Below are 21616 nucleotides of genomic sequence, written 5' to 3'. Positions count from 1 at the left end.
TTGCGCCTCTCGCAGTACAGCGGTGGCGGCAAACGCCCGTCAGGAAGAGGAAAGACTGTGGACAAGTACCTTTACGTGGCAATGACCGGTGCGGCCCAGAATGCTCTGGCGCAAAAGGCCCATGCCAACAATCTGGCGAACCTCTCGACCAACGGTTTTCAACGTGACTTGGAACAGGCTCGTTCCATGCCGGTGTTCGGTGACAGCTTTCCGTCACGTGCCTACGCCATGTCCGAGCGTCCGGGCACGGATTTCGACTCGGGTCCGATGGTCGAGACCGGTCGCGATCTCGACGTGGCGGTGGCCGGTGACGGCTGGGTGGCCGTGCAGACACCTGACGGCGGCGAAGGTTACGTGCGCACCGCGAGCATGAATATTGACGCCCTCGGGGTGCTGCGTGCCGGCAACGGCATGCCGGTCATGGGCAATGGCGGGCCGATCGCCGTGCCACCCGAGTCGAAGATCGAAGTGGGCGAGGACGGCACCATCAGCATTCGCGCCATGGGTGAAGGGCCGCGGGTGGTGGCGGAAGTCGACCGCATCAAGCTGGTCAACCCGGATCTGAAGAACATGATCAAGGGGCCGGATGCCGTGGTGCATACCAAGGACGGCACGACCGCGCCGGTCGACGCCAACGTCAAGGTGGTCTCGGGCTTCCTGGTGGGCAGCAATGTCAATGCCGTGGAGGAAATGACCTCGGTGCTGGCCCTGTCCAAGCAGTTCGAATTGCACATCAAGATGATGAACACCGCCAAAGAAGATGACACGGCTATGGCTCGGGTCTTGCAGAACAGCTAATCACCAGAACGTAGCGCCGTAAAACAGGCGCGCGAAGGAGAACAGAATGCTTCCGGCTCTATGGGTTGCAAAAACAGGTTTGGCGGCACAAGACACCAACCTGACGACTATTTCCAACAACTTGGCCAACGTCTCGACCACCGGCTTCAAGCGTGATCGCGCCGAGTTCCAGGACCTGCTGTACCAGATCAAGCGTCAGCCGGGTGCCGAGTCGACCCAGGACAGCGAACTGCCGTCGGGCCTGCAACTGGGTACCGGTGTGCGGATCGTCGGCACCCAGAAGAACTTCGCCGCCGGTAGTCTGCAAACCACCGACCAGCCGCTGGACATGGCTGTCAACGGTCGCGGTTTCTTCCAGATCCTGCAACCGGACGGCACCACGGCCTACACCCGTGACGGTACCTTCCACCTGAGCAACACCGGGCAGATCGTCACCGCCAACGGTTTCACCCTGCAGCCGGCGATCATCATCCCGAACAACGCCCAGACCTTCACCGTCGGCCAGGACGGCACGGTCTCGATCACCGTCGCCGGCAGCCCGACTTCGCAAGTGATCGGCAATATCCAGACCGCCGACTTCATCAACCCGGCCGGCCTGCAGGCCAAGGGCGGCAACCTGTTTCTGGAAACCGCCGCCAGCGGCGCGCCGCAGGTCGGCACCCCGGGTCTCAACGGTTTCGGTACCACCGAGCAGAGCACCCTGGAAACTTCCAACGTCAGCACCGTGGAAGAAATGGTCAACATGATCACCACCCAGCGTGCCTACGAGATGAACTCCAAGGTGATTTCCACCGCCGACCAGATGCTCCAGTACGTCGCACAGAACCTGTAATCAAGTCTATGAGGCGGCCTGAAGGGCGCCTGCAACACCGTGAGGTAATAGGGTCATGAATCGGTTGTTTTCCATGCTCGCGTTGAGCGCGATGGCGCTGTTGGCCGGCTGCATGAGCCCGCCACCCAAGCCCAATGACCCGTATTACGCGCCGGTGTTGCCGCGTACCCCGTTGCCCGCCGCGGCGAACAACGGTTCGATCTACCAGGCCGGCTTCGAGCAGAACCTGTATGGCGACCGCAAGGCTTTCCGGGTCGGTGACATTGTCACCATTACCCTTAATGAAGCCACCCAGGCGAGCAAAAATGCCAACTCCGACCTGTCGAAGAAAGATGCCAACAACTTTGGCCTGACCACGCTCTTCGGCTCGTCGGTGACCAGCGGCAACGCAAACCTGAATATCGGCTATGGCGGTACCAAGACCACCGACGGTTCCTCCAAGGCCGCGCAGAGCAACAGCCTGACCGGCTCGATCACCGTGACCGTGGCTGACGTGCTGCCCAACGGCATCATCGCCGTACGGGGCGAGAAGTGGTTGACCCTCAATACCGGCAATGAGCTGGTGCGCATCGCCGGGATGATCCGGGCGGATGATATCGCCACCGATAACACCGTTCCGTCCACTCGCGTGGCCGATGCACGCATCACCTACTCGGGTACCGGCGCCTTTGCCGATACGAGCCAGCCGGGTTGGCTCGACCGCTTCTTCCTCAGCCCGCTCTGGCCTTTCTAGGTGCTACGACCATGTTCAATCTCAAGCATCTGATGGCGGCTGTGCTGCTGATGTCCACCGCTCTCGGTGCCCAGGCCGAGCGGTTGAAGGACATCGCCAGTATTTCCGGTGTGCGCTCCAACCAGCTGATTGGTTATGGCCTGGTGGTCGGTCTCAACGGTTCGGGTGACCAGACCACGCAGACACCGTTCACCCTGCAGACCTTCAACAACATGCTCTCGCAGTTCGGCATCAAGGTGCCGGCCAACGCCGGTACCGTGCAGTTGAAGAACGTCGCGGCGGTGTCGATCAGTGCCGACCTGCCGGCGTTCGCCAAGCCGGGGCAGGTGGTGGATATCACTGTCTCGTCCATCGGTAACGCCAAGAGCCTGCGCGGCGGCACCCTGTTGATGACGCCACTCAAGGGTATCGACGGCAACGTCTACGCCATCGCCCAGGGCAACCTGGTGGTGGGCGGTTTCGATGCTTCTGGCGCGGACGGTTCGAAGATCACCGTCAACGTTCCGTCGGCCGGCCGTATTCCCGGCGGGGCTTCGGTGGAGCGCGCGGTACCGAGTGGTTTCAACCAGGGCAACAGCCTGACCCTGAACCTCAACCGTTCCGACTTCACCACCGCCAAGCGGATCGTCGACAAGGTCAACGATCTGCTCGGCCCGGGCGTGGCCCAGGCCATCGACGGCGGTTCGATCCGCGTCACCGCGCCGCTGGATCCGAGCCAGCGGGTCGACTACCTGTCGATGCTGGAAAACCTCGAGGTCGATCCGGGCCAGGCGGTGGCGAAGGTCATTATCAACTCGCGCACCGGCACCATCGTGATCGGCCAGAACGTCAAGGTGTCGCCGGCGGCCGTGACCCACGGCAGCCTGACCGTGACCATTACCGAAGACCCGATCGTCAGCCAGCCGGGGCCGCTGTCCAATGGCACCACGGCGGTGGTACCGCGTTCGCGGGTCAACGCCCAGCAGGAAGCCAAGCCGATGTTCAAGTTTGGCCCGGGGACCACCCTGGACGAGATCGTCCGTGCGGTGAACCAGGTGGGTGCGGCGCCAGGCGACTTGATGGCGATCCTCGAAGCCTTGAAACAGGCCGGCGCCTTGCAAGCCGACCTGATCGTGATTTGAGGCCGTCGCTATGGTGGATATGCGCAAGAGCGGGTTGGCAAGCACCGGCGACTCCGGTGCCTACAGCGACCTGAACCGAATGAACAGCCTGAAGGTCGGCAACCGCGACAGCGATGCCAACATTCGCAAGGTGGCGCAGGAGTTCGAGTCGCTGTTCGTTGGCGAAATGCTCAAGTCCGCGCGCGCGGCCACTGATGTAATGGCCCAGGACAATCCGCTCAATACCCCGGCGACCAAGCAGTACCAGGAAATGTACGACCATCAGTTGGCCGTGACCATGTCGCGCCAGGGGGGCGGTATCGGCCTGGCCGATGTGCTGGTGCGCCAGATGAGCAAGAACAAACCGACGCATCCCTCCCAGGGCAGGCTCAAGGTCGGGCCGCCGGCCGGTACGGTTGCGAGCGAAACGCCGGTGCCGACACCGATCAATGCTGGCACCACCACGGCCGCGACCGCGGCTTCACCATTCGCGCGCTCCAATGGCCAGCGGCCGTTGTGGGCCTCGCGGGTCGCCAGCCCGATCCACAACAGCGACGGCAGCCTGCACAACGACATGGCCAAGCTCAACGAGCGCCGCCTGGCGTTGCCGAGCAAGTTGACTGATCGCCTGGTCGCCGGGCTGGTGCCGTCGGCCGACGGCAGCCTGGCCACGGTCAACGCCCAGGCTGTGCCGGCGCGCAACAGCGCCGCCAGCGATTCCGTGCTCCAGGGTCAGGCCATCCACGGCTTGAGCAATGTGCCGAGCACGCGCATGCAGATCTATGGTCGCGCCGTGGCCCAGCCGCCGTTGGCGCCGGCCAAACAGGCGTTCGGTTCGCCCGACGAATTCGTCGCCACCATGCTGCCGATGGCGGAACAGGCGGCCAGGCGCATTGGTGTCGACCCGCGTTACCTGGTGGCCCAGGCAGCCCTGGAAACCGGTTGGGGCAAATCGGTCATGCGCCAGCAGGACGGCAGCAGCAGTCACAACCTGTTCGGCATCAAGGCCGGCAGCAGTTGGCAAGGGCCGCAGGCCCGCGCCATCACCAGTGAGTTCAAAAATGGCCAGATGGTCAAGGAGACGGCGGACTTCCGTTCCTATGCCTCCTACCAGGACAGCTTCCACGATCTGGTGACCATGCTGCAAAGTAATAATCGCTATCAAGATGTGCTGAAGTCGGCCGATAAACCTGAACAGTTTGTACGCGAGTTGCAAAAGGCCGGGTATGCCACTGACCCGGACTACGCCAGCAAGATTTCGCAAATAGCAAAACAGATGAAGAGCTACCAGAACTACGCTGCGGCGGGCGCTTCCACGAATTTATAAGGTCTGAATCATGAGCTTGCTCAATATTGGTATGACGGGGTTGAACGCGGCCTCGACGGCTTTGAACACCACCGGCAACAACATTTCCAACGTTGATACGGCCGGCTATTCACGTCAGTCAACCGTTCAGACCAGCTCTGCCTCGCAGCAATACGGCAACGTGTTCATCGGTACCGGCACGACCCTGGCGGATGTCCGTCGGGTCTACAGCGCCTATCTGGATGCGCAGTTGCAAACCTCGACCTCGCTCAACAGCGATTCGTCCTCGTACCTGGCCCAGGTCACGCCGACCGACTCCATGCTGTCGGATACCAACACCGGCATGACCGCTTCGTTGCAGAAGTTCTTCAGCTCGCTGCAAAGTGTGTCGACCACCCCGACGGACGATGCGTCCCGCCAGACGACGCTGACCAGCGCCCAGGCGTTGAGCGACAAACTCAACTCCCTCTCCCAGCAATTGAGCGCCCAGAACACCGGGATCAACAGCAACCTGTCGGACATGGCCGGCCAGGTGAACAAGCTGGCGAGTACCATTGCCCAGTACAACGATCAGATTTCCAAAGTCACCACCGCCGCCGGTGCCCCGAACGACCTGCTGGACCAGCGCAGCGAGGCGGTGCGCCAGTTGTCCGAGCTGGTCGGGACCCAGGTGGTCCAGCGCGGTTCGAGTTATGACGTCTATATCGGCAGCGGTCAGCCGCTGGTGATGGGCAACAGCACCAACACCCTGTCCGCCGTGCCGAGCAAGGACGACCCGAGCCAGTCGGCCTTGCAACTGGATCGCGGCACCAGCACCGTCGATATCACCTCCACCGTGACCGGTGGCGAGATCGGTGGTCTGCTGCGCTATCGCAGCGATGTGCTCGACCCGTCGATCAACGCGTTGGGGCGCATTGCCATGGTCGCGGCCGACCAGATGAACAAGCAGCAGGCCCAGGGCATCGACAAGAACGGCAACTTCGGTTCGCCGATCTTCAACGATATCAACAGCGCCACCCTGATCAGCCAGCGCAGCATCGCCAATGGGAACAACAGCGCCGGTTCCGGCAACCTGAACGTGACCATCGCCGACACCGGTGCGCTGACCACCAACGATTACCAGGTCACCTTCAGCAGCGCGACCAACTACAGCGTCACGCGCTCGGACGGCACCGCGATGGGGTCCTTCAGCACCACGACCACGCCACCCCCGGTCATCGACGGGATCACCCTGAGCCTCAATGGCGGCGGCGCGATGAGTGCCGGCGACACCTTCAAGGTGACCCCGACCCGCAGCGGTGCCAGTGATATCCAGACGGTGATGACCAACGCGCAGAACATTGCCGCCGCGGCGCCGCTGGCCGGTGTCACCAGTGCCAACAACGGCGGCACCTACACCCAGCCGACCCTGGTCGACCAGTTGGGCACGTCCAACGCGACCAACAACGCGCAGTTGCAGGATGCCATCAAGTACGGCACGCCGGCCAAGATCGTCTTCGGCGCACCGGGTACCGGTGCGACCGCGGGTACCCAGGGCTACACCCTGACCGATGCCCAGGGCAACGTCATGGGCACCGGTACCATCGTGCCGGGGCAGGCCAACACACTGAACCTGAAAATCAACATGGTCGACGCCAGCGGCAATCCGGTGTTGGACGGCGCAGGCGTGCAGAAGACCTTCACCGTTCAGACCACGGTCAGCGGTAATCCGAAGTCCGGTGAAAGCTTTACCATGTCGATGACTGGCGCCGGTTCTTCGGACAACCGCAACAGCACCGCCCTGGTCGCCCTGCAAAACAGCAAGACCGTGGGCACGAGCGCCACGAACGGCGGCAGCAGCATCTCCGACGCCTACGGCACGTTGGTCTCCACTGTCGGTACCAAGGCGTCCCAGGCCACCTCGGACAACACGGCGACGACGACCATCCTGACCAACGCCAAGGGCGCGCGCGACTCCCTGTCCGGCGTCAACCTGGACGAAGAGTCCGCCAACCTGGTCAAGTACCAGCAGTACTACACGGCCGCGTCGCAGATTATCAAAGCCGCCCAGGCCATCTTCAGCACGCTGCTCAGCAGCCTTTAAGGAGTCGTGATTCATGCGCATTTCCACCGCCCAGTATTACGAAACCACGGCTGCCAACTACCAGCGCGGTTACAACGACACGCTCAAGACCAGTGCCGAGGCCAGCAGCATGGTCAAGGTCAATACCGCCGCCGATGACCCGGTAGGGGCCGCGCGGCTGTTGCAACTGGGCCAGCAAAGCGCTGCGCTGACCCAGTACTCCAGCAATATCAGCTCGCTCAAAGGCTCGTTCAGCCAGTCGGAAACGGCCTTGACCGCGATTCAGAGCGCCATGCAATCGGCTCGCGAAATCGGGCTGTCGGCCATCAGCGGCACCAACACCGATGCCGATCGCAAGGCCTATGCCCAACAGCTGGGACAGATCCAGCAAACGGTCCTCGGGCTGATGAACAGCCAGGATGCCAACGGCAACTATCTGTTCGGCGGTTCGAAGACCAGCGCTCCGCCCTATACCGCCAACTCCGACGGCACCTACAGCTACAACGGTGATCAGTCGCAGTTGAACCTGGCCATTGGCGACAATAGTTCGGTGGCCAGTAATGTGACCGGCTGGGACGCGTTCCAGCAGTCCATCAACACTGCCCGCACCCAGGTCACCATGACTTCGCCGGCCGTGGACGACGGTCGCGTCACCCTGTCCAACGGCCAGGTCAGCAATAGCGCGACCTACAACGCTCAGTTCGCCGGCGGTCAGCCGTATACCGTCAGTTTCCTCAGCAGTACCCAGATCAAGATCACCGATGCCAGCGGCGCTGACGTCACTTCCGAAGCCAGCCAGAACGGCGTGATCAGCAACAGCAACGGCGCGAACCAGACGGTCACCTTCCGAGGCGTGGACCTGGGGCTGAACCTCAACCTGAAGTCCGGTGATGTGCCGGATACCGTGATTGCCGGGCATAGCTTCACCCTGGCGGCGCAGCCGGATACCTTCAATACCTCGCGCAGCGCCGGCAACCCGTCGACCGCGGTGGTGACCGGGGCGACGACGACCAACCAGGCGGCCTACGACAGCACCTTCCCTGCCAGTGGGGCGATCCTCAAGTTCACCAGCGCCACGGCCTATGACCTGTATGCATCGCCGATCACGGCCAGCAGCCGGCCGGTGTCCTCGGGGACCATGGCCGGTTCCACGGCGACGGCGGCGGGGGTCAGCCTGACCTTGGGCGGTACGCCGGCGGCCGGTGATCAGTTTGTGGTCCAGCCGAACAATCACCAGACCCAGAATATCCTCGATACCTTGAACCAGATGATTGGTACGTTGAACACCCCGGCCGATGGCAATCCGGTTGCCCAGCAGAAGCTGCTGGCAAGCATGAACGCCGGGGTCAGCAACGTCACCAGCGCCATGGACCAGGCGGGCAGTGCGGTCACCGCCATCGGTACCCGCGGCCAGGTCCTGGATGCCCAGGACGCCACCAACCAGAGCCTGGTGCTGGCCAATACCACCAGCCAGGGGGCGATTCGCGACGCCGACCCGGCGGCGGTCATGACCCAGCTGACCCTGCAGCAGACCATGTTGCAGGCGGCGCAGTTGGCCTTCAGCAAAATCAGTCAATTGGGCCTGTTCAACAAGATCTGATTCGACCCGGGCGCGGGAGCCATCGTGGCTCTCGCGCCTCCATCAACCGCCTTTTTCAGCGGTTCCAGTGGCTCGTCCGATCGGGTGAGTCGCGCCGCTTGCGAGCCCCGTCGTGAACCCAGTCCCACTCGTCAGTCTCGTCATTCCCGCCGTCAATCCACGCTTTTTTGGCAAAGCCCTGCACAGTGCCTTGGGCCAGAGCTACGGCAATCTCGAAATCATCGTGTGCGATGACAGCCAGGATGACGAAATTGGCCGTCTGGTCGAGACCATGAGTGAAGAGGCGGGCCGGCCGGTACGTTATGTTCGTAACGCGCTCAAGCTCGGGCATGTGGCTAATTTGCTCGCGGGTCTTGAGTTGGCCCAGGGCGAATTCATCAAGTTTCTCTATGATGACGACCAACTGTTTGGCGCCTGTATCGAGCGCCAGGCGCAGGTCCTGGTCGAGCAGGCCGACGTCAACCTGGTGCTGGCGCAACGCATGTTCTGGGACGCCGACGATCTGCAACTGCCGATTCGTCTTGAGAACGCTACGTTGGCGCCCACTTGTTCGGTCTTCAAGGGCGAGGACCTGCTGGCGATTTTCGAGACCTTTCCGGTCAATATCCTGGGTGGTTTCAGCAATGCGCTGTTGCGCCGTGCGGATGTGCTGGAGTGGTTGCCCGCCTTGACCCAGCCGGGGCATTGTTTTGTCGCTTCGCTGGAGTTCGCGCTGTATATCTGCCTGTTGCGTCGCGGCAATATGGTGATGCTGAACCACGTCCTGAGTGTCGAGCGTCGTTACCCGGAACGGCCCAGCCGGCAGCAGGCGATGCTTGATGCGGTGCTCTCCGAGCGTGAGTGGCTGCTGCAAATGCTCAAGGCGCGCAGCGGCGAGTCGGCCCCGGCCCATGGCTGGGTCCGTTTGTTGCCGCTGACCCGCGCCAATGAGTCGCCACGGGTCTGGGGTGAACTGGCGTTGCTGCGGACCCTGGGCACCAAGCAGACCACCGAGATCTGGCGCGTCGGGGTTACCAGCGACAGTTTTTCCGAAATGTATGCCCAGTGGCTGGCGTGTCGGACCCTGACGGAGCCCGAGCGCAAACTGCTGCCCGATGCACTGCTCGAGTGGGCGTGGCAGCCGAAGATCGTGGCGGTGGTGATTGATCGGGAGGGTGGTCTCTCCGGCCTGGACAGCACCCTGCAGAGTCTGGCCGGGCAGCTCTATCCCGCGGAGTTGACACTGGTACTGTCTGACGCCTGTAGCGAAGCCGTGCTGTTGGACCGGGTGTTTACCTTGCCTTTGCAAGAGGACTGGCAGCAGCAACTCAATGAGCTGTTGGCCCAGATTGACGGCGCTGACTGGTTTTATCTGTTGCGTGCCGGGGATCGTCTGGTGGAGCCCGCGCTGCTGGTGCTGGCTGATCGCATCGTGCAGGCCGGCGAGGAATGCTGTTTCTATAGTGACGAGAGCTGTTTGCGCGACGGCGAGCCGGCGGAGCCGGTTTTCAAGTCCGACTTCAACCTGGACCTGATGCGCAGCTATCCGTATGTGGGGCGTGTCCTGGCCTTCAAGCGCGAGCCTTTCCTGGCGCTCGGTGGTTTCGACTCGCGACATGGCGAACTGGCGCCTCACGACCTGCTCTGGCGGCTGGTCGAGCAAGTCGGTACCCAGGTCGTCGGGCATATCGCCGAGGTACTGGTGGAGTCCGTGTTGTCGCTTTCCCAGTGGATGTCGCTGCCCGAGTTGCTCGAACTGAACGCACCGCTGCTCGAGGCGCATCTGTGGCGTCTCGGCGTGGACCATGAGTTGCGTGACAGAGGGCAGGCGCTGTTCAACCGTGTGGATTATCTGCACGCGGATCGACCGCTGGTCTCGATCATTATCGTCTGCAAGGATCAGTTGGCGGCGGTACAGCGTTGTGTCGAAACCTTATTGGAAAAAACCCTTTACCGCCAATACGAGCTGCTGCTGGTGGACAACGGCAGTGAAAGTCCCGAGGCGCTGGCCTGGCTGAACGCCATGGCCCGTATGGGCAGCGATCGTTTGCGCGTATTGACCTTTGCCCGCCAGAGCCAGGCTGCCGTTATCAACGCCGTTGCCGGGCAAGCCCGGGGCGACTATCTGTTGCTGTTCAACCCCTACCTGATGGTGACTGACGGCCTCTGGCTCGACGAGATGCTCAACCATGCGCAGCGCCCGGAAGTCGGCGTGGTGGGCCCCAAACTGTTCAATGCCGACGGACGCGTGGTACATGCCGGCCTGGTGTTGGGATTGCATGGGCCTGCGGGCCTGCCTTTTCATGGCGAGTCCCTGCAGTCCGCGGGCTATATGCATCGTTTGCAGATCGCCCATGATCTGAGTGCGGTCGGTGCCGATTGCCTGATGGTGCGCAAGACCGTGTTCGACAGCGTGCAGGGGCTGGATGAAGCGCAGTTTGTGCAGACGCTCGGTGAAGTCGATTTGTGTCTGAAGATTGGCCGCAGCGGTTATCTGGTGGTCTGGACCCCGCATGCGCAACTGGCCCTGGGGGCCCGCCCGAGCGTGGTTCTCGAGGCGGACCAGCAAGCCCTGCGCGAGGCTGAGCAGGAGGCGTTCTATCTGCGTTGGCTGCCCGTGATCGCTCGGGATCCGGCCTACAATCCCAACCTGAGCCTGCGCACCCTGGGCGGCAGCAGTTTTGGCCTCGAACCAGGTCTGCTTTCCGGCTGGAGCCCGTTTTCAGTCCGCAACCTGCCGAAGGTCCTGGCGCTTCCGGTCAACGCCTCGGCCATCGGCCATTACCGGGTGACGCAGCCACTGATCGAACTGCAGGCCGCGGGGCGGGCGGTGGGGCGGGTCATGTATGAAATGCCGTCGATTATCGAAGTGGAGCGTCAGTCTCCTGACGTTATCGTGCTGCAGGGGCGTTATACCGAAGGGCCGATCAATGAGTGCGTGCCGCTGAAGACTTACTCGAATGCCCGGCGCGTCTACGAGCTGGATGACTATGTGATCCAGCCGACCAAGAAAAACGCCCATGTGCGCAACATGCCGACCCGTGACGAGATGGAAGCGCTGGTTCGTCGCGGCATCGGCCTGTGTGATCGGGTCGTGGTGTCGACCGAGCCGCTGGCCGATGCCCTGTCGTCCATGCACAGCGATATCCGGGTCGTTCCCAATATGCTCGCGACCCACCTGTGGACGGGCTTGAAGGGACAGCGCCGGACCTCGAAAAAACCCCGTGTCGGTTGGGGCGGCGGCACTAGTCACTCCGGCGATCTGGCGGTGATCGCCGAGGTTGTGCGCGAGCTGGCGACGGAGGTCGACTGGGTCTTTTTCGGCATGTGCCCGGACGATTTGCGCCCTTACATGCATGAGTTCCATGGGGTGATCGGGCTGGAGGTGTACCCGGCGAAGCTGGCCAGCCTGAACCTGGACCTGGCCCTGGCGCCGTTGGAGTTCCACATCTTCAACGACTGCAAGAGCAACCTGCGGCTGTTGGAGTACGGCGCCTGCGGCTATCCGGTGATCTGCACCGATACCAAGGCCTATACCGGCTACCTGCCGTGCACCAAGGTCAAGAGCAACTCCACCGATGAGTGGCTGCAGGCGATTCGCATGCACCTGTCCGATCCCGATGCCAGCTACCGCATGGGGGATGAACTGCGTGAGATCGTCCTGCGCGACTACATGTTGCGTGGCGACAACCTGCGTTACTGGGAGAACGGCTGGCTGGCCGATTGATCCCGCTGTTGAGCTGGCGCGTTTCCTGCAAGTCCCCCTGCATATCGCCATAAATCGTGCATTTGGCGGCGCGGCCCACGGGCCGCGTGCCGCTGGCGCGATTTGACCCGGCAGTCTGGGAAGTCCCACAGCGCCTGAGCAGGCCCTGTGTCGAACAAGAGGGGACGTTGATGAAGGCAGTTATTCTGGCGGGTGGCCTGGGCACGCGGATCAGCGAGGAATCGCACCTCAAGCCCAAGCCGATGATCGAGATCGGCGGCAAGCCAATTCTCTGGCACATCATGAAGCAGTACTCGGCCCACGGTATCCACGACTTCGTGATCTGCCTGGGGTACAAGGGCTACGCCATCAAGGACTTCTTCGCCAACTACTTCCTGCACACCTCCGACGTCACCTTCGACATGAGCAACAATCGCATGGACGTTCACCAGAACTACAGCGAGCCATGGCGCGTGACCCTGATCGACACCGGCGAAGACACCATGACCGGCGGCCGCCTGCGTCGTGCCGGGCGTTACCTGGAGAACGAAGAGGCCTTCTGCTTCACCTACGGCGACGGCGTCTCGGACCTGAACATCGGCGCGCTGGTGGACTTCCACCTTTCCAGCGGCAAGTTGGCGACGGTCACTGCGGTACAGCCGCCAGGCCGCTACGGCGCGCTGGAGCGCGACGGTGACATGGTCCGTGGCTTTATCGAAAAGCCCCGTGGCGATGGCGGTTGGATCAATGGCGGTTTCTTCGTCCTGTCGCCCAAGGTGCTGTCGCTGCTCAGTGACGACAGTACCGTCTGGGAAGCCGAACCCTTGGCGGAACTGGCCACCCTGGGGCAACTGAACGCCTTCCAGCACGACGGCTTCTGGCATCCGATGGACACCCTGCGGGACAAGAATCACCTGGAGCAACTGTGGCAGAGCGGGGAGGCCCCATGGAAGCAGTGGGACTGAGCCGGGCATTCTGGAGCGGCAAGCGGGTCCTGCTGACCGGCCATACCGGGTTCAAGGGCAGTTGGTTGGCACTGTGGCTCGAGAGCCTGGGTGCCCAGGTCAGCGGCTTCGCCCTCGATCCCAGTACCGACCCCAGCCTGTTCGAACTGGCCCGGGTCGGCGAGAGTCTCAACGACCAGCGCGGCGACCTGCGCGACCTCGGCGCCTTGCTTGAACTGATCGCCGAGACCGAACCGGAAATTGTCCTGCACCTGGCGGCCCAGCCGCTGGTGCGCGAAGCCTATCGCGATCCGCTCGGCACCTATTCGAGCAATGTCATGGGTACCCTCAACCTGTTGGAAGCGATTCGCCAGGTCGGTGGGGTGCGTGCCTGTGTGCTGGTCACCACCGACAAGGTCTACGCCAACCAGGAGTGGGCCTGGCCCTATCGCGAGAACGAAGCCCTCGGCGGCCATGATCCCTACAGCAGCAGCAAGGCCTGTTGCGAACTGTTGGCGCAGTCCTATGTGGCCTCCTTTTTCCCGGCCGAACGCTACGAGGCCCATGGCCTGGCGGTGGCGACCGCGCGGGCCGGCAACGTCCTGGGCGGCGGCGACTTCTCCCCGGAACGGCTGATTCCCGACGTGCTCCGGGCCTGGTCGGCGGATGAGCCGGTGACCCTGCGTTATCCACAGGCGGTACGGCCCTGGCAGCATGCGCTGGAGCCGCTGGCCGGTTACCTGCAACTGGCCGCCGCGCTGTATGAGCGTGGGCCGGAAGCGGCCGGGGCGTGGAACTTCGGGCCTGGCGAGGACGACATGTGCAGTGTCGGCGACGTCGTCGCTCGACTCGCCGGGCGCTGGCCCCAGGCGCCGGGCCTGCGGGTCGAGCCCAGCGAGCTGCACGAGGCCGGTCTGTTGCGCCTGGACAGCAGTCGCGCCCGGCAGTTGCTCGGCTGGCAACCGCGCTGGTCCTTGCAGCAATGCCTGGAACAGACCCTCGATTGGCACCTGGCCTGGAAAAACGCCGAGGACATGCGCAGCGTGACCCTGGCGCAATTGAATCTGTACCGGGGTGAGCTTTGAGTGAATTCCTGATTCATGCCTTGCCCCTCAAGGGGCTGTTCAGCGTACAGCACAAGCATCACGCCGATCAGCGCGGGCATTTTTCCCGGTTGTTCTGCGAAGGCAGCCTGAGTGCGTTCGGCGAGCCGTTTCATATCCGCCAGATCAACCACTCCTGCACCCGCGAGCGTGGCAGCGTGCGCGGCCTGCATTATCAGAATGCCCAGGCCCCGGAGGCCAAGCTGATCACCTGCCTGCGTGGTGAAGTCTGGGATGTGGCGGTGGACCTGCGTGCGGATTCGCCGACCTTCCTGCATTGGCACGCCGAGTACCTGCGTGCCGGCGACGGTCGCGGCCTGTTGATTCCCGCCGGCTTCGCCCACGGTTTCCAGACCCTCAGCGACGATGCTGAACTGCTTTACCTGCACAGCGCCGACTACACGCCCGCGTCCGAGGGCGGTCTGTCAGTGCTCGACCCGCGTCTGGCAATCACCTGGCCCGAGGCTGTCAAAAATCTGTCGGCCAGGGACAGCAGTCACCCCCTGATCGATGCGTCTTTCCCTGGAGTGCGTTTATGAACTGCCGAGGTTGCGGCACCCCGCTGGTCTTGCCGTTGATCGATCTGGGGACTTCGCCACCGTCCAATGCCTACCTGCGGGCTGACCAGTTGGAGCAGGCCGAGCCGTGGCTGCCGTTGAAAGTCGCGGTGTGCCAGAGCTGCTGGCTGGTGCAGACCGAGGACTACACCCGTGCCGATACGCTGTTCGACGCTGACTACGCCTATTTCAGTTCGTTTTCCAGTACCTGGCTGGAGCATGCCGAGCGTTATGTGAGCGAGATGGTCGAGCGCTTCGAACTGACCGCGGACAGCCGCGTGGTGGAGGTGGCCGCCAACGATGGCTACCTGCTGCAGTATGTCGCCGGGCGCGGTATCCGCTGCCTGGGTGTCGAGCCGACCCGCAGCACCGCCCAGGCGGCGCGGGACAAAGGCCTGGAGATCCGCGAGCTGTTCTTCGGGCGCGATACCGCGTTGCAGTTGCGCGAGGAGGGCTGGGCGGCTGACCTGATGGCGGCCAACAACGTGCTGGCCCATGTGCCGGACATCAATGATTTTCTCCAGGGCTTCGCGACGCTGCTCAAGCCCACGGGCGTGGCCACCTTCGAGTTCCCGCACCTGCTGGCCCTGATCGCCGGGAAGCAGTTCGATACCTTGTATCACGAGCACTATTCCTACCTGTCGCTGACCGCGGTGCAGGCCTTGTGCGTGCGCAATGGCCTGGAAATCTTCGATGTCGGCGGCTTGCCGACCCATGGCGGTTCACTGCGGGTCTTCGTGCAGCGCGCCGACGGTGCTCGTCGCCCGGTGCAGGCAGTGGTCCGCCAGGTGCTGGACGCCGAGCTGGCCGCGGGGGTGAAAACCCCGGCTTTCTACGCCACCCTGGCACCGGCCGCCGAGCGCATCAAGCACGAGCTGTTGCGTTTCCTGTTGCAGGCCAAGGCCGAAGGCAAGCGTGTGGTCGGTTATGGCGCGGCGGCCAAGGGCAACACCTTGCTCAACTATGCCGGGGTCCGTCCGGACCTGCTGGCCTGGGTCGCCGATGCCAACCCGCACAAGCAGGGCAAGTTTCTCCCTGGCAGTCGTATTCCCGTGGTCTCGCCTGAGCGTATCGAGGCGGAAAAGCCCGACTACGTGCTGGTGTTGCCGTGGAACCTGTTGCAGGAAGTGAGTCAGCAGCAGGCCGTGGTGCGTGAATGGGGCGGCCGTTTTGTCGTCGCCGTACCCGAGTTGACGATCCTGTGAGCGGCCTGAAAGTGCTGGTGACCGGTGCGACCGGCTTTGTCGGTCGCCATCTGGTCTCGGCCTTGCTGGCGCGCGGGCATTCGGTGCGGGCCGTGGCTCGCGATCCCGAGGCCGCGCGCAAGTTGCCGTGGATCGACGATGTGGAGTTTATCGCCGCCGACGTGCATGCCGTGGACCTTGATGTTGCCATGCTGACCCAGGGCGTCGATGCCCTGGCCCATTTGGCCTGGCCGGGGTTGCCGAACTACCAGGCGCTGTTTCACTTCGAACACAACCTGTTCGCCGATTACCGTTTTATCAAGCAGGCGGTCGAAGCCGGTGTGCCCCAGGTCCTGGTGACCGGCACCTGCTTCGAATATGGCTTGCAGAGTGGGCCGTTGAGCGAAGCGACGCCGGCGCAGCCGAGCAATCCCTACGGTCTGGCGAAGAACACCCTGCGCCTGTTCCTGGAGACGTTGCGCCAGCAGATGCCGTTCAACCTGCAGTGGGCGCGCCTGTTCTATTTGCATGGCGAGGGGCAGAACCCCAATAGCCTGCTGGCCAGCCTGGACCGTGCCATCGCGGCCGGTGACAGTCACTTCAACATGTCGGCCGGCGAGCAACTGCGTGATTATCTGGCTATTGAAGTGGCCGCCGATTACCTGGCCCGGTTGCTGGAACAGCGGGATTTTTCCGGCGTGGTCAATTGCGCCAGCGGCCGCCCGATTGCGGTCCGGACCCTGGTCGAGCAGCGTCTGCGCGAGCGCGGATCGTCCATCGCGCTGAACCTGGGTCACTACGGTTATGCCAGTCACGAGCCCATGGCGTTCTGGGCCGTGGCCGAGCGACTGCAACAGCTACTGGGAGTCGAACATGGCGCATGAGTTGTATCGGGCAGGTGATCTGCCGGTCCTGCAAAACCGCACCTTTGCCGACGCGGCCTCGGCCAGGGCTTCGGCCCGCGCCGATATCGTGCTGGTACAGGACGAAGTCAGCGGCTTGATCTTCAACCAGGCCTTCGATGCCGACAAGTTGAGCTACGACAGCGACTATCAGAACGAGCAGGCCCATTCCGGTCAGTTCCAGCAGCACTTGAGCGACGTGGAAGGCATCATTGCCCGGCACTTCAAGGGCCGGAGCCTGATCGAGGTCGGTTGCGGCAAGGGTTATTTCCTCGAGCTGCTGCGCGGCCTCGGCTACGCCATCACCGGTATCGACCCGGCCTACGAAGGCAGCAACCCCGAAGTGATCAAGGCACCGTTCACCCGTGGCCTCGGCCTGGCCGCCGATGCCCTGGTGTTGCGCCACGTGCTGGAGCATATCGCCGACCCGGTGGCGTTCCTGGCGGCGATGGCCGAGGCCAACCAGGGCGGGCAGATCTATATCGAGGTGCCGTGCTTTGACTGGATCGTCGAGCACCGGGCCTGGTTCGACCTGTTCTACGAACACGTCAACTACTTCCGTCTCGATGACCTGCGCCGCTTGTTCGGCACCGTGCACGAGGCCGGCCATCTGTTCGGCGGGCAGTACCTGTATATCGTCGCCGACCTCGGCAGCCTGCGCCTGACGCCGACCGAGCCGGTGTTGCGCCAAGACCTGCCGGATGACTTCACCGCCAGCCTGGCCAAGGCGATCCGCATCATCCGCGAGGCGCCCGAGCAAGGCTCGTGTATCTGGGGCGCGTCCTCCAAGGGGGTGATCTATTCGCTGTTCCTGCAGCGGGCGGGAGTGGCGGTGGACCAGGTGGTGGATATCAACCCGGCCAAGCAGGGGCGTTATCTGCCCCTCAGCGGTGTGCGCGTGTCGTCGCCGGAGGAAGCCCTGGATGCCTTGCCCATTGGCGCCAACCTGTTTGTGATGAACTCCAATTACCTCGAAGAAATCAAGCGCATGACGGGCGGACGTTACGTCTACCACGCCGTCGACAGCGCCTCCTTTCAATGAACTTTTGCCGAGACTGAATGATGACCAAGACCGTTATGCAAGCCTTCGAAGCCGAATGCCAAGCCGAAATCGCCGCCCAGGGCCAGGACGAAAAACTCCAGGGCCTGGCCCGCGACTTCTTCAACGAGTCGGCCAAGCACAAGTACAGCTACCACTTCTCCTGGATGGGCCGGCCGATCATTCAACTGCCCCAGGACATGATGGCGATGCAGGAGATCATCTGGCAGGTCAAGCCGGACCTGGTGATCGAGTGTGGTATCGCCCATGGCGGTTCGATCATCTACTACGCCTCGCTGCTTGAGCTGCAAGGCCACGGCGAAGTGCTGGGCATCGACCTTGATATCCGCCGGCACAACCGCGAGGCCATCGAGAGCCATCCGATGAGCAAGCGCATCCGCATGATCGAGGGTTCGAGCATCGAACAGTCGACCGCCGAGCAGGTCCGTGCGGCTGCCGCGGGCAAGAAGGTCATCCTGGTCCTGGATTCCAACCATACCCACGATCACGTACTGGAAGAGCTGCGCCTTTACGCGCCGCTGGTTTCCGTCGGTAGCTACTGCGTGGTGATGGATACCGTGGTCGAGGACATGCCGCCGGAATTTTTCCCTGATCGTCCATGGGGCCCGGGTGACAACCCGAAGACCGCGGTCTGGGCATACCTGCAAGAGAACAGCGATTTCGAGATCGACAAGCAGCTGGAGAACAAGCTGCTGGTCACCGTCGCGCCTGACGGCTACCTGCGCCGGGTTCGCTAAATAGCCACATCATCCTGAGTTCATTGGTCGATTCGCAGTTTTGGGGAAAGGTTATGCAAGGCAAGTACGTTTCTGAACAGGCATCGCGTCAGGGGAATGTGCAGCTCCTGGGTGATTTGTTGACCGTGGTGCTGGTTACCCATAACCGGCCGGCGTTCCTGCGTCGGGCGGTGAAGTTCTATAGCGCGTTGCCTTGCAAACTGCTGGTGCTGGACTCTTCCCCCGTGGCCTACGCCGAAGTCGCGCAGGGGCATGACTCGATCGAGTACCTGCACGTGCCGCAGTACGACTACTGGAAACTGCAGAACAAGTTCGCCCATGGCGTGATGAGCGTGACCACGCCGTACATGGTGTTTGCCGCCGACGACGACTTTATCGTTCACGGGGCGTTGGCCGAGGCGGTTGCGTTCCTGGAGAACAATGCCGACTACGGCATGTGCCATGGTTACTGCATGATGTACCTGTCGTTGGCGGGCAGCGTCAGCTACTACCGTCGCGACAAGAAGGTCTGTGAGGACTACGCCTCCGAGCGGGCCCAGGATCGCGTGGTGGACTATATGTACCAATACCTGCCGCCGTTCTACGCCGTCCATCGTACCGCCCTGATGCGCGACTGGCATTCGGCCTTGCCTGAAGGCACCAGTTTCCAATGGCAGGAAATCGGCCATGTCTACTACATGCTCGCCCGGGCCAAGGCGCGGATCCTGCCGATTCCCTATGTGGTCCGTGAGGTCAACTATGGCGATTCGGAACACAGCACCGAGGTCTACCACTCGCTGACCTACACCGATGCCAAGTCGGTGGCCGAGCGCGAGGCCTTCGCCGAGTTCCTGGCCTCCCTGCCTACCGCGATCGAAGGGCTTGATCCGGCACAGGGCAAAGCCTTCGCCCTGGAAAGTTTCGAAGCCATGACCGACAGCCTGCGGACCGGGCGGGCACTGACCATGGAAGGGCTGTTCGAGTCCACCTGGATCAGCATCAAGGACGCACCCGTGCGGCGCTTCGGGCCCAAGCAGTACGTGGAAATGCCTTACTACAACCAGGCATTTTTCGATCAGTTGACCCACTTCGAATTCCTGCTCCATGCGATGCCGGCCGGTCGTGTGCAACTGATGGGACTGGAGGGTGTATGGACCCGTCAGGACGCGCTGATGCGCGCGCACAACAACGACACCCCGGAAAGCGTGGCGGACCGCCTGTGGCAGGCCCAGGAGTGCAACCTGTTCAACCGGCGGGTGGTCAAGCGCCTGGCCCGGCAACTGGAGATTCTCGGCGAAGAGGACGAGGCACGGGATATGTTCGCCTGGGCCGAGCGCCTGGACGCCGTTTCCACTGAAGACAATCGCTCGACCTTCGAGGCGATGCTCTCGGGACGCCTGCTCGATTGGCTGCAGGTTCGCGAGCCGTCTGCCGGCGAACTTGAGGCGATCGGCGGTTACCAGGTCGAGCAGGGCAGCGGTCCGGTCTTCGGCCTGCTGGTACTGGACCTGAACAACGACATCGGCAAGTTGCAGGTCACCCTCGACAGCCTGCTGGAAGGGCACAGCAAGGCCTTCCGCATCGTCGTCTTCACCGCGGGCGAGCCGCAGGCGGCGACTACCCTGCAGAACACCTTGCACTTTATCCGGGTGACACCGGGCAATCTGGTCGACAAGTTGAACCAGACGATCCGCCAACTGCCCTGTGACTGGTTGCTACTGGCCGAGGCGGGGGATGAGTTCACCGCCAGTGGCCTGTTGCGCGCCAGTCTCGAACTGCGTGAGGCCGAAGGTTGCCGTGCGGTGGCCACCGATGAAATCCAGCGCGATGCCAATGGCGCGCTGATCGATGTGTTCCGTCCGAGCTTCAACCTCGACCTGCTGCAAAGCGTACCGGCGCTGATGGCCAGGCACTGGTTGATTCGCCGTGAAGTCTTGCTGGAGGTTGGCGGCTACAAGGCCGACTTCAGCAAAGCCCTGGAATTCGATCTGCTGCTGCGTCTGATCGAGCAGGGCGGCATGGCCGGACTGGCCCATCTGGACGAGCCATTGCTGATTTCCAGCGTACCGGCACTCGAAGAGAACGCCCATGAGCGCCTGGCGTTGCTGCGCCATCTGGGCACGCGGGGCTACAAGGCCCAGGTCACTTCGCAGAATCCGGGCAGCTACTTTGTCGATTATCGGCATACCGAACGCCCGCTGGTGTCGATCATTCTCCATGGCCAGGCCGACTTCGCCGAACTGGAGCGCTGCCTGAGCGCAGTGCTGCAAAAAACCCGCTACCTGAAATACGAAGTGCTGGTGGCCGATCACCCGAGCTACAGCGAAGCCCTCGCGACCTGGCTCCGAGAACAGCCTCAGGCCGGTAAAGTCAGTGTGTTGCAAGCCGACTGGTCGAGCACCTCGGCATTCTGCAACGCGGCGGCAGATCAGGCCCTGGGTGAGTACCTGGTGCTGCTCGCGCAAGACAGCGAAGTGGTCAACCCCAACTGGATCGAGTCGCTGCTCAACCAGGCCTTGCGCCCGGAAGTCGGCGTGGTCGGCGCCAAGCTCTACAGCCGTGATACCAAGGTCTCCCAGGCCGGGCTGATTCTCGGCTTGAACGGTGGTGTCGGTTCGCCTTTTGTCGGTGAAAAGACGGATGCCAGGGGCTATATGCAGCGGCTGGCGGTGGAGCAGAACTATTCGGCGGTCTCGGCGACGTGCCTGATGGTGCGCAAGGCGTTCTTCGAGGCGGTCGGTGGCCTGGACGAAGGCGACTTCGCCGAGGCCTTCGCCGATGTCGATCTGTGTCTCAAGATCGGCCAGGTCGGCGGCCTGGTGTCGTGGACGCCGCAAGTGCAAGTGTTCCACCCGGGTCTTCTGCCCGAGGCGCCAGAGGCTCTGGCGGCCCTGCTCGAGAAGTGGGCGGTGAACTTCCTGCGCGACCCGGCCTACAACCCGCACCTGTCCCTGACAGGAAAAGGTTTCAGTCTGGGCAGTGCCAGTCCAGTGGGATGGGCGCAGTTGCTCGTTTAAGCCTGGCAGACAGTTAA

16 protein-coding genes are annotated in these 21616 nt (G+C 62.7%); all 16 read left to right on the top strand.

What is annotated here, in order from left to right:
- Nucleotides 1-57 precede the first annotated feature (57 nt).
- The 16 genes from M5C01_RS09840 (at nt 58) to M5C01_RS09765 (ending at nt 21599) form a co-directional block, all read left to right on the top strand.
- A complete protein-coding gene (locus M5C01_RS09840) occupies nt 58-798 on the top strand; it encodes a flagellar basal body rod protein FlgF (RefSeq protein ID WP_177100078.1) in 741 nt (246 codons plus the stop codon).
- A 46-nt stretch (nt 799-844) separates the two neighbouring features.
- Nucleotides 845-1630, top strand: coding sequence for a flagellar basal-body rod protein FlgG (flgG, locus tag M5C01_RS09835; RefSeq protein ID WP_152738447.1), 786 nt, complete (start codon nt 845-847; stop codon nt 1628-1630).
- A 55-nt stretch (nt 1631-1685) separates the two neighbouring features.
- Nucleotides 1686-2363, top strand: coding sequence for a flagellar basal body L-ring protein FlgH (gene flgH / locus M5C01_RS09830; RefSeq protein ID WP_103496532.1), 678 nt, complete (start codon nt 1686-1688; stop codon nt 2361-2363).
- An 11-nt stretch (nt 2364-2374) separates the two neighbouring features.
- Nucleotides 2375-3484 carry a flagellar basal body P-ring protein FlgI gene (locus M5C01_RS09825; RefSeq protein ID WP_152738450.1) on the top strand — a complete coding sequence of 370 codons (1110 nt, stop codon included), beginning with the start codon at nt 2375-2377 and terminating at the stop codon, nt 3482-3484.
- 10 nt (nt 3485-3494) lie between these two features.
- Nucleotides 3495-4790 (top strand): flagellar assembly peptidoglycan hydrolase FlgJ, encoded by a 1296-nt coding sequence (gene flgJ, locus M5C01_RS09820; RefSeq protein WP_152738453.1) that lies wholly within the window; start codon nt 3495-3497, stop codon nt 4788-4790.
- A 10-nt stretch (nt 4791-4800) separates the two neighbouring features.
- Nucleotides 4801-6852, top strand: a complete 2052-nt coding sequence (gene flgK, locus M5C01_RS09815; RefSeq protein ID WP_103495987.1) for a flagellar hook-associated protein FlgK — start codon at nt 4801-4803, stop codon at nt 6850-6852.
- Nucleotides 6853-6865: 13 nt separating this feature from the next.
- On the top strand, nt 6866-8431 hold the full coding sequence (locus M5C01_RS09810; protein WP_152738456.1) for a flagellar hook-associated protein 3: 1566 nt from the start codon (nt 6866-6868) through the stop codon (nt 8429-8431).
- 112 nt (nt 8432-8543) lie between these two features.
- A complete protein-coding gene (locus M5C01_RS09805) occupies nt 8544-12137 on the top strand; it encodes a glycosyltransferase (protein ID WP_178129817.1) in 3594 nt (1197 codons plus the stop codon).
- A gap of 170 nt (nt 12138-12307) precedes the next feature.
- A complete protein-coding gene (gene rfbF / locus M5C01_RS09800; RefSeq protein WP_103495984.1) occupies nt 12308-13081 on the top strand; it encodes a glucose-1-phosphate cytidylyltransferase in 774 nt (257 codons plus the stop codon).
- Nucleotides 13063-14145 carry a CDP-glucose 4,6-dehydratase gene (rfbG, locus tag M5C01_RS09795; RefSeq protein WP_152738459.1) on the top strand — a complete coding sequence of 361 codons (1083 nt, stop codon included), beginning with the start codon at nt 13063-13065 and terminating at the stop codon, nt 14143-14145. The genes rfbF and rfbG overlap by 19 nt, the downstream gene beginning before the upstream one ends.
- Nucleotides 14142-14702: a dTDP-4-dehydrorhamnose 3,5-epimerase gene (rfbC, locus tag M5C01_RS09790; protein WP_152738462.1), complete on the top strand. Its 561-nt coding sequence runs from the start codon at nt 14142-14144 to the stop codon at nt 14700-14702. Before rfbG ends, rfbC begins: the two co-directional genes overlap by 4 nt.
- Nucleotides 14699-15925 carry a class I SAM-dependent methyltransferase gene (locus tag M5C01_RS09785; protein ID WP_152738465.1) on the top strand — a complete coding sequence of 409 codons (1227 nt, stop codon included), beginning with the start codon at nt 14699-14701 and terminating at the stop codon, nt 15923-15925. Before rfbC ends, M5C01_RS09785 begins: the two co-directional genes overlap by 4 nt.
- 5 nt (nt 15926-15930) lie before the next feature.
- Entirely contained in the window at nt 15931-16788 is an 858-nt protein-coding gene (locus M5C01_RS09780; protein WP_103495997.1) for an NAD(P)-dependent oxidoreductase, read from the top strand.
- Nucleotides 16778-17848: a class I SAM-dependent methyltransferase gene (locus M5C01_RS09775; RefSeq protein ID WP_152738468.1), complete on the top strand. Its 1071-nt coding sequence runs from the start codon at nt 16778-16780 to the stop codon at nt 17846-17848. Before M5C01_RS09780 ends, M5C01_RS09775 begins: the two co-directional genes overlap by 11 nt.
- Nucleotides 17849-17865: 17 nt before the next feature.
- A complete protein-coding gene (locus tag M5C01_RS09770; RefSeq protein ID WP_103495979.1) occupies nt 17866-18603 on the top strand; it encodes a cephalosporin hydroxylase family protein in 738 nt (245 codons plus the stop codon).
- A 53-nt stretch (nt 18604-18656) separates the two neighbouring features.
- Nucleotides 18657-21599, top strand: a complete 2943-nt coding sequence (locus tag M5C01_RS09765; RefSeq protein WP_152738471.1) for a TIGR00180 family glycosyltransferase — start codon at nt 18657-18659, stop codon at nt 21597-21599.
- The last annotated feature ends 17 nt before the right edge of the window (nt 21600-21616 follow it).

Origin of the sequence: Pseudomonas sp. MWU12-2319 (assembly GCF_023242525.1) — a bacterium.
Classification (GTDB): domain Bacteria; phylum Pseudomonadota; class Gammaproteobacteria; order Pseudomonadales; family Pseudomonadaceae; genus Aquipseudomonas; species Aquipseudomonas gingeri_D.
This window is presented reverse-complemented; position numbering and strand designations above follow the sequence as displayed.